Origin of the sequence: Psychromonas sp. (assembly GCF_047632955.1) — a bacterium.
GTDB lineage: Bacteria > Pseudomonadota > Gammaproteobacteria > Enterobacterales > Psychromonadaceae > Psychromonas.
On record NZ_JBLIED010000024.1, the window covers coordinates 15,520 to 29,738 of the forward strand.

General features: G+C 40.9%; 9 protein-coding genes and 1 tRNA gene. 1 reads left to right on the forward strand and 9 read right to left on the reverse strand.

What is annotated here, in order from left to right:
- Nucleotides 1–44: 44 nt before the first annotated feature.
- A complete protein-coding gene (gene hrpA / locus ACJAZP_RS13675; RefSeq protein ID WP_415231299.1) occupies nucleotides 45–3,935 on the forward strand; it encodes an ATP-dependent RNA helicase HrpA in 3,891 nt (1,296 codons plus the stop codon).
- 185 nt (nucleotides 3,936–4,120) lie between these two features.
- Here the strand turns inward: hrpA and ACJAZP_RS13680 are convergent.
- From ACJAZP_RS13680 to nrdB, 9 genes are all read right to left on the reverse strand, one after another.
- Nucleotides 4,121–4,204: transfer RNA gene (locus ACJAZP_RS13680), tRNA-Tyr, on the reverse strand.
- A gap of 228 nt (nucleotides 4,205–4,432) precedes the next feature.
- On the reverse strand, nucleotides 4,433–5,017 hold the full coding sequence (locus ACJAZP_RS13685) for a VC2662 family protein (protein ID WP_415231300.1): 585 nt from the start codon (nucleotides 5,015–5,017) through the stop codon (nucleotides 4,433–4,435).
- A 311-nt stretch (nucleotides 5,018–5,328) separates the two neighbouring features.
- Complete coding sequence (purU, locus tag ACJAZP_RS13690; RefSeq protein WP_415231301.1) at nucleotides 5,329–6,165, reverse strand: formyltetrahydrofolate deformylase; 837 nt, start codon at nucleotides 6,163–6,165, stop codon at nucleotides 5,329–5,331.
- A gap of 35 nt (nucleotides 6,166–6,200) precedes the next feature.
- Nucleotides 6,201–6,677 (reverse strand): YchJ family protein, encoded by a 477-nt coding sequence (locus ACJAZP_RS13695; protein WP_415231302.1) that lies wholly within the window; start codon nucleotides 6,675–6,677, stop codon nucleotides 6,201–6,203.
- Between the two features lie 115 nt (nucleotides 6,678–6,792).
- A complete protein-coding gene (asnB, locus tag ACJAZP_RS13700; RefSeq protein ID WP_415231303.1) occupies nucleotides 6,793–8,463 on the reverse strand; it encodes an asparagine synthase B in 1,671 nt (556 codons plus the stop codon).
- A gap of 188 nt (nucleotides 8,464–8,651) precedes the next feature.
- On the reverse strand, nucleotides 8,652–10,268 hold the full coding sequence (locus ACJAZP_RS13705) for a cation:proton antiporter (RefSeq protein WP_415231304.1): 1,617 nt from the start codon (nucleotides 10,266–10,268) through the stop codon (nucleotides 8,652–8,654).
- 144 nt (nucleotides 10,269–10,412) lie between these two features.
- Nucleotides 10,413–11,999 (reverse strand): hypothetical protein, encoded by a 1,587-nt coding sequence (locus ACJAZP_RS13710; protein ID WP_415231305.1) that lies wholly within the window; start codon nucleotides 11,997–11,999, stop codon nucleotides 10,413–10,415.
- 702 nt (nucleotides 12,000–12,701) lie between these two features.
- Nucleotides 12,702–12,953, reverse strand: coding sequence for a class I ribonucleotide reductase maintenance protein YfaE (yfaE, locus tag ACJAZP_RS13715; protein ID WP_415231306.1), 252 nt, complete (start codon nucleotides 12,951–12,953; stop codon nucleotides 12,702–12,704).
- 35 nt (nucleotides 12,954–12,988) lie between these two features.
- Nucleotides 12,989–14,134 carry a class Ia ribonucleoside-diphosphate reductase subunit beta gene (gene nrdB, locus ACJAZP_RS13720; protein WP_415231307.1) on the reverse strand — a complete coding sequence of 382 codons (1,146 nt, stop codon included), beginning with the start codon at nucleotides 14,132–14,134 and terminating at the stop codon, nucleotides 12,989–12,991.
- Nucleotides 14,135–14,219 lie beyond the last annotated feature (85 nt).

Genomic DNA, 14,219 nt, shown 5'->3' on the forward strand with positions numbered 1-14,219 from the left:
CACCTTGCTAGGATCTGTTTTTTGATTCTTGTTAGGTATTTCTTTTGACCATTTCTGCTGCTACTTTAAAAAAACATCTCTCTCAGGCTTTATACCAGGACCAATTTCCTTTGGCACGTCGTATTGACGCCGCTAAAAAACAAAAAACAGCTGAAAAAGTAGAGCATGCCCTGGTCAAAGTCGCCTGCGATATTCAGTCATCAATCGACGCGCGCGCCTTGCGTTTACTTAACTTACCTAAAGTGAGTTACCCGCCAAGCTTGCCCGTCAGCCAGAAAAAAGATGATATTCTGGCGGCTATTCGTGATAACCAAGTGGTTATTATTGCAGGGGAAACCGGATCCGGTAAAACCACTCAGATCCCTAAAATTTGTTTAGAGTTAGGCCGTGGTGTTGCGGGCCTGATTGGCCACACTCAGCCCAGGCGTATCGCGGCACGCACCGTGGCCAACCGTATTGCTGAAGAGCTTGATTCTATTGTCGGTGAAACAGTCGGTTACCGGGTACGCTTTACGGATAAAGTCAGCGAACGTTCTTATATCAAGTTAATGACCGACGGTATTTTGTTGGCGGAAATTCAAAATGATCGTTTTTTAAGTAAATATGACACTATTATTATCGATGAAGCGCATGAGCGCAGTCTAAACATCGATTTTTTATTAGGTTATCTGAAACGTTTGTTGCCGCGTCGTCCAGATCTTAAAGTTATTATCACCTCGGCAACCATTGATCCCGAACGTTTTTCCAGCCATTTCAGCTCAGCCGACGGTAAAAAAGCCCCGATCATTGAAGTCTCCGGCCGTACTTTCCCCGTTGAAACTCTATACCGTCCGCTCGAGGATTATGCGGGCGGGGACCAAATTGAAGGTATCTTTCACGCGGTCGATGAATTGCAGCGCTTAGGGCGCGGCGATATTCTGATTTTTATGAACGGTGAACGGGAAATCCGAGACACAAGCGATGCACTAAATCGTCGTAATTTACGTGATACTGAAGTATTACCGCTGTTTGCGCGCTTAAGCGTTGCCGAACAGAACCGTATTTTCCAATCGCATCATGGCCAGCGTATCGTTTTAGCCACCAACGTTGCAGAGACCTCCCTGACTATTCCCGGTATTAAATATGTTATTGATACCGGTACTGTGCGTATCAGTCGCTACAGCTACCGTACTAAAGTTCAACGTCTGCCGATTGAACCTGTTTCACAGGCCAGTGCTAATCAGCGTAAAGGGCGTTGCGGGCGCGTCAGTGACGGTGTCTGTGTTCGCCTTTACAGTGAAGATGATTTTCTCTCCCGTCCGGAGTTTACGGATCCGGAAATTCTGCGCACCAATCTTTCATCGGTTATTTTGCAGATGCTTTCCTTGGGGTTGGGCGATCTTAATAAATTCCCCTTTGTGCAGCCGCCTGAAGATCGTAATATTAAAGATGGTTTAGCCCTATTAGAAGAGTTAGGCGCGGTTGATCTCTCTCTTCAGGAAACGCAGAAAAAGCTTACTCCGCTAGGTCGGCAGTTAGCTAAACTACCCGTTGATCCGCGTTTGGCGCGAATGATTATAGCCGCGCAGGAGTTTGGTTGTGTCCATGAAGTGATGGTGATCAGTGCTGCATTAAGTATTCAGGATCCGCGCGAACGGCCGATGGATAAACAACAAGCCGCCGATGAAAAGCATCGCCGCTTTGTCGATAAAAATTCCGATTTTATCGCTTTTGTGAATCTTTGGGATTATATCAAAGAGCAACGTCATGAGCTTTCCAGCAGCCATTTTCGTAAAATGTGTCAAAAAGAGTTTCTGGCTTATATGCGGGTGCGCGAGTGGCAGGATATCTATACCCAAATTAAGCAGGTGATTGATGAGTTAGGCATTAAAATCAATAACCAAGCATCAAATTTTGATGCGATTCATCAGGCGTTATTAGCGGGTTTACTGTCACACATCGGTTTTAAGGATAAAGAAGCTGAATATCTCGGTGCGCGTAACAGTAAGTTTTATCTGTTTCCTGGCTCGGCATTATTTAAAAAGCAGCCTAAATGGGCAATGGTGGCGGAATTAGTTGAAACAACGAAACTCTTTGGACGAACGGCTGCTAATATCAAACCAGAATGGATTGAACTGCAGGCACAACACTTAATTAAACGTAGTTACAGTGAACCGCATTGGCAGAAAAAGCTCGGGGTGGTGGGTGCATTTGAAAACCAGATTTTATATGGCGTGTCGATCGTCATCAAACGTAAGGTCATTTATACAAAAATAGATCCGCTTTTATGCCGGGAGCTTTTTATTCGTCATGCGCTGGTAGAAGGTGAATTTATCACTCGTCATCAGTTTTTTAAAGAGAACCAGCTTTTACTTGAAGATATTGAAGAGTTAGAGCATAAGTCTCGTCGCCGCGATATTTTGGTGGATGATGAAACTTTATTTTATTTTTATGATCAGCATATTCCAATGGATGTGGCCAGTGCTAAGCAGTTTGACAGCTGGTGGAATCGTGAAAAGCAAAAACAACCTGATTTATTAAATTACCAGCGTAGTTTAGTGATGGCCCACGGCGCGGAGCAAGTGACTGAAAATGCCTATCCCGATTGCTGGTCGCAGGGCAACTTTAAACTGCGCTTAAGTTATGCCTTTGAGCCTGGAACTGCTCAGGATGGTGTTTCCGTTGAGGTTCCGCTGGCGTTGTTAAATCAACTGCAGGCCAATGGTTTTGATTGGCAGATACCCGCACTGCGTGAAGAATTATTAATCGCCTTGATTAAAACCCTGCCAAAAACAGTGCGTCGCAATTTTGTGCCCGCACCCAATTATGCACAGGCTGCATTGGCCGTCATGGAGCCTTTAAAAACACCTCTGCTGGAAGCCTTTGAGAAACAGCTGCTGCGCATGACCGGCGTACGGATTCCCGAGAATTCATGGGATATAACGGCATTACCAACTCATCTTAAAATAAAATTTAATATTATTGATGAGAAGGGCAAAAGCATCAACCAGGGGACAGATTTAACACTTTTACAGCATCAGTTAAAAGGCAAAGTAAAAGAGACCCTGTCTAAAGTGTCGAAGCAGGGCATTGAAAAAACAGATTTAGTGGCATGGAGTTTTGGTAAATTACCGCAGTCATTTAGTAAAGATCACGGCGGTTATCAGGTAAAAGCTTTCCCTGCGCTGGTGGATAAAAATAAAAGTGTTGCCATTGAACTGTTTGACAGTGAACAAAAAGCCGATCGTATGAGCCGCGAAGGGCTGCGCCGTTTGGTATTATTAAACGTACCGTCACCGATTAAATATCTGCAAAAAAGTTTGCCCAACAAGGCTAAATTAGGTCTTTATTTTAATCCCTTTGGGCAAGTAAAAGAGTTAATTGATGATTGTATTAACTGCGCCATTGATGCCATTTTAAAGGATCAAAAAATTCCCCGTACAGAAACTGAATTTGAACTGCAAAAAGAGCAGGTACGCGCTGAATTGGCTGATACTACATTAAAAATCACTGAGTTAGTTGAGCAGATACTAACCCTCGCTTATGCGGTGAATAAAAAACTCAAGGGAAAAATTGATTTAACCATGCTGGTGGCGCAGGGGGATATTAAATCACAATTAAATCGTCTTATTTTCCCCGGATTTGCCTGTCAGGTTGGAGAAGCTAAATTAGCTGATTTAAAACGTTATTTAATGGCATTGGAAAAACGCTTAGAAAAGCTGCCTATTAATCCCACGCAGGACCGGCTGCATACCATCGCACTCAGTGAACTTGAGACGCGGTACCATGCTCTTTGCAAAACTCTACTGGCGAGCGAAAATGATAATCAGCAATTAGCGGAAATTTATTGGATGATGGAGGAATTAAGGGTATCTCTGTTTGCGCAGCAGTTAGGCACTGCTTATCCGGTTTCAGCAAAACGTATTAAGTTAAAGTTAGCTGAATTAAAGGGCTAGTCTTCGCTTTTACCATTCTATTTTTACAAAGCTCATTATGTTTTACATAGTGGGCTTTTTTTTAATTAGATGAAAAATATTGAAGAACATTGACGTATATTTGGAGATAAAACTGAGTCTGCATTATGAGAGGGTGGTTATTGAACTTGGTGAGTATTAACAATACTTCATAGAAAGGGTTGAAATGGTGGAGGGGGACGGATTCGAACCATCGAAGCTTACGCGGCAGATTTACAATCTGCTCCCTTTGGCCACTCGGGAACCCCTCCTTCATTTCGCGGTGGATAATAGCAGAAATTTAGCTTTTGTAAAACCTTGCGAATAGAAAAACAGTAAATAAAATCAGCTCGTTGAGTGTTTTATTTTTTTTGTTCAATAAACAACAAAAAGCGTTTAAATTAACAGCGCTAAAAATCAACAATGCTGTTAAACAACAGCATTGTTGGAAAGGTATTTTTAAGTTGGAAGGGTGCTTTTAAGTATTAAGGGGGAGCTTGTTAATTGGAAATCTTAACGGATAAATCCTTAGACCAATTTACAAAAGGGAAACATTTGAAAAAACCGTTATCAGCGCAATTTAACAAACCTACTTGTATGCCGTCAAGCTGTGTTGTTTTATTAAACAGACCTACCTGCACAGTTGATTGCTGTGAAAAACTCACTGCGCCTACATCAACTAAAGTATGACCGGTTGAATAATTGACAAAACTGACATTAGCCCCTTTTACATTATTGGTCAGGTTGACCGCTCCAATATTCGCACCGACTGTATTACCTTCTTGCCAGTTAACAATACCTAAAGAAGCGCCTGTCATCTCTTGATTGACCTTAGCCGCACCAAATAAATTTAAGTTTAAACCGGTGGTTTTATTGGTTTCAGAGAGTCCAAAAGCCGCGACGTCAAGGCCCTTTACCTGGTTAACTCGGCCATGGAAGACGGCAAGTCGAACACCGGTAACATTCTCTGCATTAGGGACATTAAAGCCGTCAATGGTAGAGAACATAAGCGGGGTTTGACTGGCTTGAAGAGCCGGAGAGAGCAGTCCTGCTGCCAGCGTTAAGGCTGATAATAATTTTTTCATATTAATGTCCATGTATTAGCTAGGAATATAGCGACCGAGATAAATATAGCAAAATAACACTTATTTAATCAAAGTTAAAATAGCACTTATTTAATCAAAATTAAAATAATACTAATTAATACCAAAAGAACTAAAAAGGTGATCACCCTTGCTGGTTAAAATTCCCCCTAACCACGTTGTGAGTTTTGAAGTGAGAATAACTATCTCCTGCAACTCTCGCCTTGTTAGTGCTAATTTTTCCTTCGCAATACTTGATCACTTCATTAATTCCTTTGGTATAACTTTAAGGTCCGCTGAGATTGGGCTTGTTTTTATTGAAAAACCACGGTGCGGTTAGCATAAACAAAGACTTTATCATCTAATACCTGCTGCAGTGCGCGGCTTAATACCGATTTTTCGACATCGCGTCCTGCTTTGACCAAATCATCGGCACTGTAGGTGTGGTCAATGGGAGTCACCGCTTGTGTGATAATAGGGCCTTCATCAAGGTCATTATTGACAAAGTGAGCCGTTGCGCCAATAATTTTCACTCCTCGATCGAAGGCTTGTTGGTAGGGCTTAGCACCAATAAAAGCGGGCAGGAATGAGTGATGAATGTTAATCAGTTTATTTTCAAAAAACTCAACAAATTTAGGCGTTAAAATGCGCATATATTTAGCCAGGATCACATAGTCCGGCGCATAGGGAGAAATCGCCTCTAATACTTGCTTTTCATGCTCGTCACGACTTAAACCTTGATGACTGACGGTATGGTATGGAATGTTAAACTTAGTGACCAACTCTTCCAAGGTATCGTAATTGCCAATGACGGCTGCAATTTCAACATCAATGCCACCGTAAGTGCTTTTCATTAGAATATCACCAAGACAATGGGCTTCTTTGGTGACTAAAATGACGATACGTTTTTTTTGTCCTGAGATTAATGCCCGATGAGAGCCTTTTGGTAAGCTAAAATCTAAATCGGCGAGCAGTGTCTGATCATTGAAATAACCTTCAATTTCAGTACGCATAAAAAAACGTCCGTGTTGGTGGTCAACAAATTCATTGTTTTTAATGATATTAAGCTGGTGTTTGTGGCAAATGTTGGTGATTTGTGCAATCAGACCTTTACTGTCGGGGCAATCGGTCAGTAGTGTTTTCTTTTCCATTTTTATCTCTTATTTGCTGTGGCTAATGCGCTGCGTTATTTAGCACAACACTTTTTGTGTTTTTTACCGCTGCCGCAGGGACAGGGTTCATTGCGTGCTATCTTACCTGATTTTTGCTCAGGATAAATAACTCCATCACAATAAAGCCAGTCATTATTTTCTTTTACAAAATTAGAACGTTCATGGTGACAGAAGAGTTTACCCTGATCTAAGCACCATGCTTTAAACTCCACGTAACCTGAATCGGAAAAACTTGCCGTGCTTATAATTTGTAAATTTTTCCAATCAACGGTTTTTTCGGACAACACTTTAATGCTCAAATCACCGCGGTAATCAGGATGATAAGTCGCATATAAATAATCACCCAGTTGATAAACAAAGGCGCTAAAACGGGCGCGCATCAGCTGCTCGCAGGTAACAGGTTTAACGGTTTTTTGATGAAGTGGAAAACAACACTGGTGATAGGTTTTTGCACTTTTGCAGGGGCAGGTTTGCTGATTTAGTTTGGACATTTTATATTCGACTGCGTATAAAAAAAGCGTTCCGCAGAACGCTTTATAAAATTAACACCAAAAAATTAATGAAGTGATCGCCTCTTTAGTTCTTTTGGTATCACTAAGCCTTCCGTTAGGCAAGATTGTAGGCATCATTATGAATGCCCGCTGCACGACCGGAAGGATCCGCATTGTTTTGGAAACTCTCGTCCCAGGCTAATGCTTCAACGGTTGAACAGGCCACTGATTTACCGTGCGGCACACATTCTGCTGCACTGTCCAGCGGAAAGTGGCTGGCAAAGATAGTGCGGTAGAAATAAGCTTCTTTGGTATCGGGGGTATTGATAGGAAACTTGAATTGCGCAGTTTCCAGTTGCTGATCCGTTACCTGTGTTTCAATATGCGCTTTTAGCGTATCTATCCAGTTGTAACCCACACCATCGGAGAACTGCTCTTTTTGACGCCATAATACTTCACTTAATAATTGACCATCAAAGGCTTCACGGAGAATATTTTTCTCGATACGACCGTCTTTAATCATTTTAAGTTCAGGATTAGTACGCATTGCAACGTCCAGGAACTCTTTATCTAAGAAAGGTACCCGCGCTTCAATGCCCCAGGCAGCCATTGATTTATTCGCACGTAAACAGTCAAACATATGCAGTTTACTGAGTTTACGATTTAATTCTTCATGTAGCTCTTTTGCATTTGGCGCTTTATGGAAGTACAAGTAACCAGCAAATATTTCATCAGCACCTTCACCTGAAAGTACCATTTTTATGCCCATCGCTTTAATTTTACGTGCCATCAAGTACATCGGCGTCGAAGCGCGAATGGTGGTGACATCGTAAGTTTCAATATGGTAAATAACTTCGCGCAGAGCATCAATACCATTTTGTACGGTAAAGATAATAGGGTGGTGAATAGTGCCTAATTCTTTGGCTACTTTTGCAGCGGCGGCTAAATCAGGAGAACCTTCCAGTCCGACAGAGAATGAATGCAGTTGTGGCCACCATGCGCCGCTTTCTCCATTGTCTTCAACACGCTGTTTAGCAAATTTTTGGGTGATAGCTGAAATAACCGATGAATCTAAACCACCCGACAGTAAAACACCGTAGGGAACATCACACATTAATTGACGTTTAACCGAAGCTTCAAGTGCCTCTCCGATTTCAGCTGCACTGCCGCCGTTATCTTTGACTGCATCATATTCCATCCAGTCACGGGTGTAATACTGAGTGATTTCACCGATTTCACTGTCTAAAAAGGATCCTGGTGGGAATTCCTGCACTTTAGTACAGATAGGTGTTAAAGCTTTCATTTCTGAAGCCACGTAGAAGTTACCGTGTTCATCCCAGCCCATATAAAGCGGAATGATACCCATATGATCACGGCCAATCAGGTATTTATCTTTTTCAGCGTCGTACAAACAGAAAGCAAAGATACCGTTTAGATCATCTAAGAAGGTATTTCCTTTTTCTTCATACAAACCTAATATAATTTCGCAGTCAGATTTGGTTTTAAACTGGTAACCGCAGGTTAGTTCAGCTTCTAAGGCTTTGTGGTTATAGATCTCACCATTTACGGCAAGGATATGCGTATTATTTTGATTATACAGCGGTTGTGCGCCAGTATCGACATCGACAATGGAAAGGCGCTCATGAACCAATATTGCTTTATCGGAGGCGTAAACACCGGACCAATCTGGACCACGATGACGAAGCAGTTTAGACATTTCAATAGCTTGTTGACGCAAAGCGAGCGGATCGCTTTTAATGTCAAGTACACCAAAAATAGAACACATAATGTTACCTTTTATTTAAAGCGGATATCTGTAGGATATCGATTGTGAAGTTATTAATGCATGTCCGTTTGCTGTGACAAAACAAAAAAACAGTAATTTGTTAGATGATTTTTGCAGAATAATCAATAAATGTCACACTAAATCACAGTAATAAGTTATAAATAAGTCTAATTCTAATAAATAAAGGATTATAACTCTTGTTTGTGTGGATCTTTTGGCAATGATATTTGTAATTCTGAACAAACATGGCGGGCAAACCCTGAGCCTGCTTCTTCGTACATATTGTAAACTTGATCAACCCCAAACTCATTTAATTCCGTTTCATCGCTTTGGTAATGAGCCAGTGCCGCAACTTTAAAACTGCAGCTGTTAATTTTATTGAGCTGCTCCGCCGCATAACGATTACCATTATGATCGGGCATGGCCAATAAAATAAGTTTAATCTTATTGGTTATTTGCAATTTATTCCAAAAATCTGAATCTAAGGCATCACCGGTTATCACCCGTCTTCCATGGGATCTGTGTTTCAGGGTTTTCTGATGATTGTAATCGATGCCCATCACTCGGTCACCGTAGATTATATTTAGAGCGTTGTATGCCCCTGTCCCGATTTGGCCCATCCCTAACACTAATATTTGTGCATCGCCGACCCGCACCGGGCGATCATCTTTATGTAAGCGTGTTGCTTGAAAACGTTTTAAAGGACGGCTAAAACGGCTGTAAAGTGTATCGGCATATTTATTTAATAACGAGGCGATAATAAAGCTAAAGGAGACGGCAATGGCGATGATAATCAACCAGTCTTGAGATAACCAGCCCTTATGGGTGGCAAGGGCGGCGACAATCAAGCCGAATTCACTGTAATTGGCCAGGGAGAACGAGGTGAACAGAGAAGTTCGCGAGCGTAATTTAAAGCGGCTTAAGGTTAGAAAATAAAGGATAATTTTCCCTAATAATAAAATGGATAAAATACCGGCAACCATAAGATGGTCAATATTCGGCAATCCTCCCAAGCCGATACTCAAAAAGAAGCAGATTAAAAACAGCTCCTTGAGATTAAATAATGATTTGGCCATATCTTTAGCACTGGGGTGGCCCGCCAGCAGCATTCCTGCAATGAGCGCCCCTAAATCTGCTTTTAAGCCGGCAAATTCAAATAAACCCGCACCAACTACCAAGGCTAAAAAGAAGCCGTATAAAACTAACAACTCTCCGTGACCGGCACGGTCTAAGAGTTTAAACAAAAGCGGGCGGACAAGGGGTAAGCCTAATAATGCAAATGCCCAAAGCGATGGCATTTTTCCGATCGAAATGGTTAAAAACAGCACCGCAAAAATATCCTGCATGATCAAAATGCCGATCGCTATTCGACCATAAAGTGAGTTTGTTTCACTTTTTTCTTCTAGAATTTTTACCGCAAAGACGGTACTTGAAAAACTTAATGTAAAGGAGACAAGTATTAACTCCATTATATCAAGATCAATAAAAAAGATTAAACCAAGCGCTTTCAAGGACGCTAACAGCAGAGTATAAAAAACAATACTGGCAATAAGATGAATGCTTGCACCTCCCCAAACTTCGCTTTTAAAGAGGGTGCGAATATCTAATTTTAATCCGATAGAAAAAAGTAATAGGGTGACGCCTAAATTTGCCAGGTTAACCAAACCTTCACTGGATTCAAAACCAAAAAAATTAAGGACAAAACCTGCTATTAAAAAACCGACCATTGGCGGTAAGCTGGTGAAGTTAACCACCATGCCGAAGGTAAATGCGGTGCCAATAAAAAGTAGTATAGAAAAATCCATATCAAGCTCATCTGAAAAAGGGAGAAGTAATGCCGGTGGGACATTGCGGTTCAATTTAATCGCTGCTGATATTTTTACCTGCGCATGAAAACTTTTCAATAAAAAATGTAATAAATAAGTTTTATAGTATTTCAATAAAAAGCGTTAAAAAAATAAAGTTTCATCCTTTTCGGTTATGTTATTTTCAGCTTTATCATCGAACTGGTACATTTTGTTCGGGGATTTTTTTTGTTGTGCTGTCAGTAATTTAACATGTGCTGGTAGTGAATAAGTGACAAAGGTTGTTGTATCGGGCCATTTTCGCTGCACTACTAATTTAATGCCGTCATTTAATAACCATTGAAAACTTGCCTCGCCTTTTGCCGGGTCACCTTGAGCGCTATCGGGCTCAGCATACTTTTGTTTTACTATCTCTTTAATACGAACAATTAAATCCGGATCGTTTCTGCCGATAAAAGTATATTGCGCACTGGCAAAATAATCTTCACGTGTATAGGTCATTTTCAGCTGGCTTGTGCCTTTAATCGCAGCACCAGTATAATAACTATCTGACCAATCAAGCGGGGTTTCAGAAATAACGGTAATCTGTTGGTTTTTAATTTCTTTAGATAATATTTTTCTGTTGGCGCAGGCTATTGCTACCGAAAAAAGCTTTGTAGTGGCAGTATCTAAACAATGTTTCTGTTTAGATAGCTTTTGATAGTTAACTTTAGCCCAAGATTCCGGAGACTTTTGGTATAATTCCAGCGCGTGCCCAATATCCACGGGAATCCCCATACCCTGCTCATAAAAAATGGCCAAATGCCCGTTTGCATAAAGATCACCTAACGCGACAGCCTTTTGATAATAAGCAAAGGCTTTTGATTTATCAACGTTGATGCCCTGTTCGCCATTTTCATAAATAAGACCAAGGTGATAATTCGCTTGCGCATTATCTTGTACTGCAGCTTGCTCGTACCATTCAATGGCAATGCGGATATTTCTCTCCACACCGAGACCATTTTGATAAAAATTGGCAAGTTTATATTCTGCTGCTCTATTACCGGTATTAGCCGCTCTTTTGTACCATTTTATCGCTTGTTCAAAATCGACTTTATCCACTTTACCATTTTCGTGAAATTCAGCGGTTTTATAAGCTGCAGGAGCAAAGTTTTTTGCCGCTGATGCGAGATATAACGATTGCGCACGTTGATTATCCTGAACAACGCCGCGGCCAAGCTCATACATATAAGCAAGGTGATAAGTTGCTGAGCTATTACCTTGTAAAGACGCCTTCTTGTACCATTTTATCGCCGCCTGATCGTCTTGTTTAACGCCTTTGCCAGACTGGTAGATTTGACCCAGATAGAGTTGTGCAGTGAGATATCCTTGCTCTGCTGCTTTGCTAAACCAAATAAAACTTTGCAGATCATTTTGCGCTGCACCGTTACCGTCTCGATAGTGTAAACCTAACTGAAATTGGGATTCGACATCACCTTGATTAGCGGCTTTTAAGTACCATACTACTGCGCTTTCGGGGTTTATCGTTAGACCTTTTCCTTTGTCATACATAGACGCCAGAACATATTGTGCTGCAACATAATTCTGCAGTGCAGCTTGTTTATACCAATGGGCCGCTTGCTTAAAATCTACTGCAACTCCTTGCCCGCTTTCATGCATCCAAGCTAACGCATATTGCGCGTCAGGATCGCCCTGTTCAGCCAATTTTCTCCACAATGAAAGCGCACGCATGTAATCACCACTCTGAGCGGCTTCATAAGCATGATTAAATTCAGAGCGAGCTAACGCGTTCGAGCTTAATAAACTCGTGCTGAATAGTGCAATGGCAGCTAACTTAAACAGTGTAATAATCCATTAAATTAAGATCCGTAAGTATCAGGGTGATATCAGTTTAGCGTGCTTATATAATTATTTAGTCTGCTACAAAGTAATAGCCAATATATTCAAGCTCTGCGGCTTAAAAGGGCGCATGGCCTGTTGATTGGTTCTATTATGAATCACTTTGTAGCGGTTAAAAATTGTTTTCTATTACGCTATTTAATCAGGGCATGCTGTTACTGTCATTCATTTTTTAAAGTGACTTTTTTGAGTCTAAAGCGCATTTTTAATGTATGACATTGTCTAATAGAGCGAATCTCTATTTTTCATTATTGCTTGTCATTATAAGGAGTTATCATCTGTAATCGTAATAATTTTAGAGAGATGTTAAATATTTGTGGATCACCTCACTATTAGTTTTACTTTACCATGATTTTATTTTTTTGATTGAATTTTAAGTGATAATTTCAAACTTATTAAGCATACAAATGGAAATAACCGACTGACATGTGGTGGGTCGTATTATTTATCTATGAACAAGGTTGCGAGGATAGAAGATAGGGTTAGGGGCTGTTGACCTTTCCTGTGTATTTTTGCGTGCAAGGTCAACAGAACTTAATAGGTTTGCAGTTTAATATCCTGCTTGGCTGTTGTGCAGCAAGTTAATATTTCACCATCACGAAGATAGGCCATCGGGTAGTTTATATATTCAGCCTGCCCGCTTATTAAAATGCAGCGGCAGGCACCACAATGACCATCACGGCAATGATATTCCTGATTTATTGCTTGAGCTTCTAAATTCTCAAGCAATGTTTTTTTGGTGTCGAGTGAATATTCAGTGCCGTTGACTGTGATTGTTTTACTCATAACTGGCGCATTTAATAGCTGTGCAGACAGGCATTTTATAGCTCAAAGGTCCCGAGATCGTCACTGTCAACTTTACTGTCAATTTGCCCGACCAGGTAAGAGCTGATTTCTGTTTCCTGCGGAGCAACCTGCACGTTATCACTGACCAGCCAGTTGTTGATCCATGGAATAGGATTGCTCTTAATCTCAAATTCAGGCGCGTAACCAATTGCCTGCATACGCAGATTTGCAATATATTCCACATATTGGGATAAGATTTGCTCATTTAAGCCAATCATTGATCCATCTTTAAAGAGATACTTGGCCCAATCTTTTTCCTGCTGTGCCGCCTGCAAAAATATTTCCCGACCTTCAGCAAAACATTCAATGGCAATCTCAGCCATTTCCGGATCATCTTTTCCGTCAGCCCAAAGGTTTAAAATTTGTTGCGTGGAATTAAGGTGCAATGCCTCATCTCGCGCAATGAGTTTGATTATTTTTGCATTACCTTCTAATAAATCACGTTCGGCAAAGGCAAATGAACAGGCAAAAGAAACATAAAAACGAATGGCTTCTAAGGCATTCGTTGAACAGATACAAAGGTAAAGTTTTTTCTTTATTGCGCGCAGATTTAATTTTTCGACTTGGTTTTCGAGGTTGATATAATCAATGTCAGTTTGTTCGAATCCATGCAGTTGCATGAACTGCGTGGCATGGATTAAAGCATCATAATAGCCGGCAATATCCGTCGCCCGTTTTTGTATCTCGACATTAGTGACGATGTCTTCAAAAATCTCACCCGGTTCGGTAAACAGATTACGTAAAATATGGGTGTAACTGCGGCTGTGGATGGTTTCAGAAAAGGCCCAGGTCTCTATCCAAGTTTCAAGTTCAGGTAATGACACAATAGGTAATAAGGCAACGTTGGGGCTGCGGCCCTGAATTGAATCTAATAATGTTTGATATTTTAGATTAGAGATAAAAATATGCTGCTCATGATCCGGTAAGTTTAAAAAATCGATACGGTCACGGCTTACATCAATCTCCTCTGGTCGCCAGAAAAAAGATAACTGCTTTTCAATTAATTTTTCAAACACAGTAAAACGTTGTTGGTCATAACGCGCTACATTGACTGGGTTGCCAAAGAACATGGGTTCCTTCATGGCATCATTAGGAATTGTTGAGAAAGTTGTATAAGCCATAGAATGCTCCAGATGAACTTTTTATTTATGAATTAAAGAGTATTAAATTTTATTGTTGTTAGCGCTATGTGACGGGCTGATTATA

What these genes read in the sequence shown, in the direction of transcription:
- purU (WP_415231301.1), bottom strand. Translation starts at nt 6,165, where the DNA reads ATGGAAAAGAAAACACTACTGACCGATTGCCCCGACAGTAAAGGTCTG.
- yfaE (WP_415231306.1), bottom strand. Translation starts at nt 12,953, where the DNA reads ATGAGTAAAACAATCACAGTCAACGGCACTGAATATTCACTCGACACC.
- ACJAZP_RS13710 (WP_415231305.1), bottom strand. Translation starts at nt 11,999, where the DNA reads ATGCGTGCGCTTTCATTGTGGAGAAAATTGGCTGAACAGGGCGATCCT.
- ACJAZP_RS13685 (WP_415231300.1), bottom strand. Translation starts at nt 5,017, where the DNA reads ATGAAAAAATTATTATCAGCCTTAACGCTGGCAGCAGGACTGCTCTCT.
- ACJAZP_RS13705 (WP_415231304.1), bottom strand. Translation starts at nt 10,268, where the DNA reads ATGGATTTTTCTATACTACTTTTTATTGGCACCGCATTTACCTTCGGC.
- ACJAZP_RS13695 (WP_415231302.1), bottom strand. Translation starts at nt 6,677, where the DNA reads ATGTCCAAACTAAATCAGCAAACCTGCCCCTGCAAAAGTGCAAAAACC.
- nrdB (WP_415231307.1), bottom strand. Translation starts at nt 14,134, where the DNA reads ATGGCTTATACAACTTTCTCAACAATTCCTAATGATGCCATGAAGGAA.
- asnB (WP_415231303.1), bottom strand. Translation starts at nt 8,463, where the DNA reads ATGTGTTCTATTTTTGGTGTACTTGACATTAAAAGCGATCCGCTCGCT.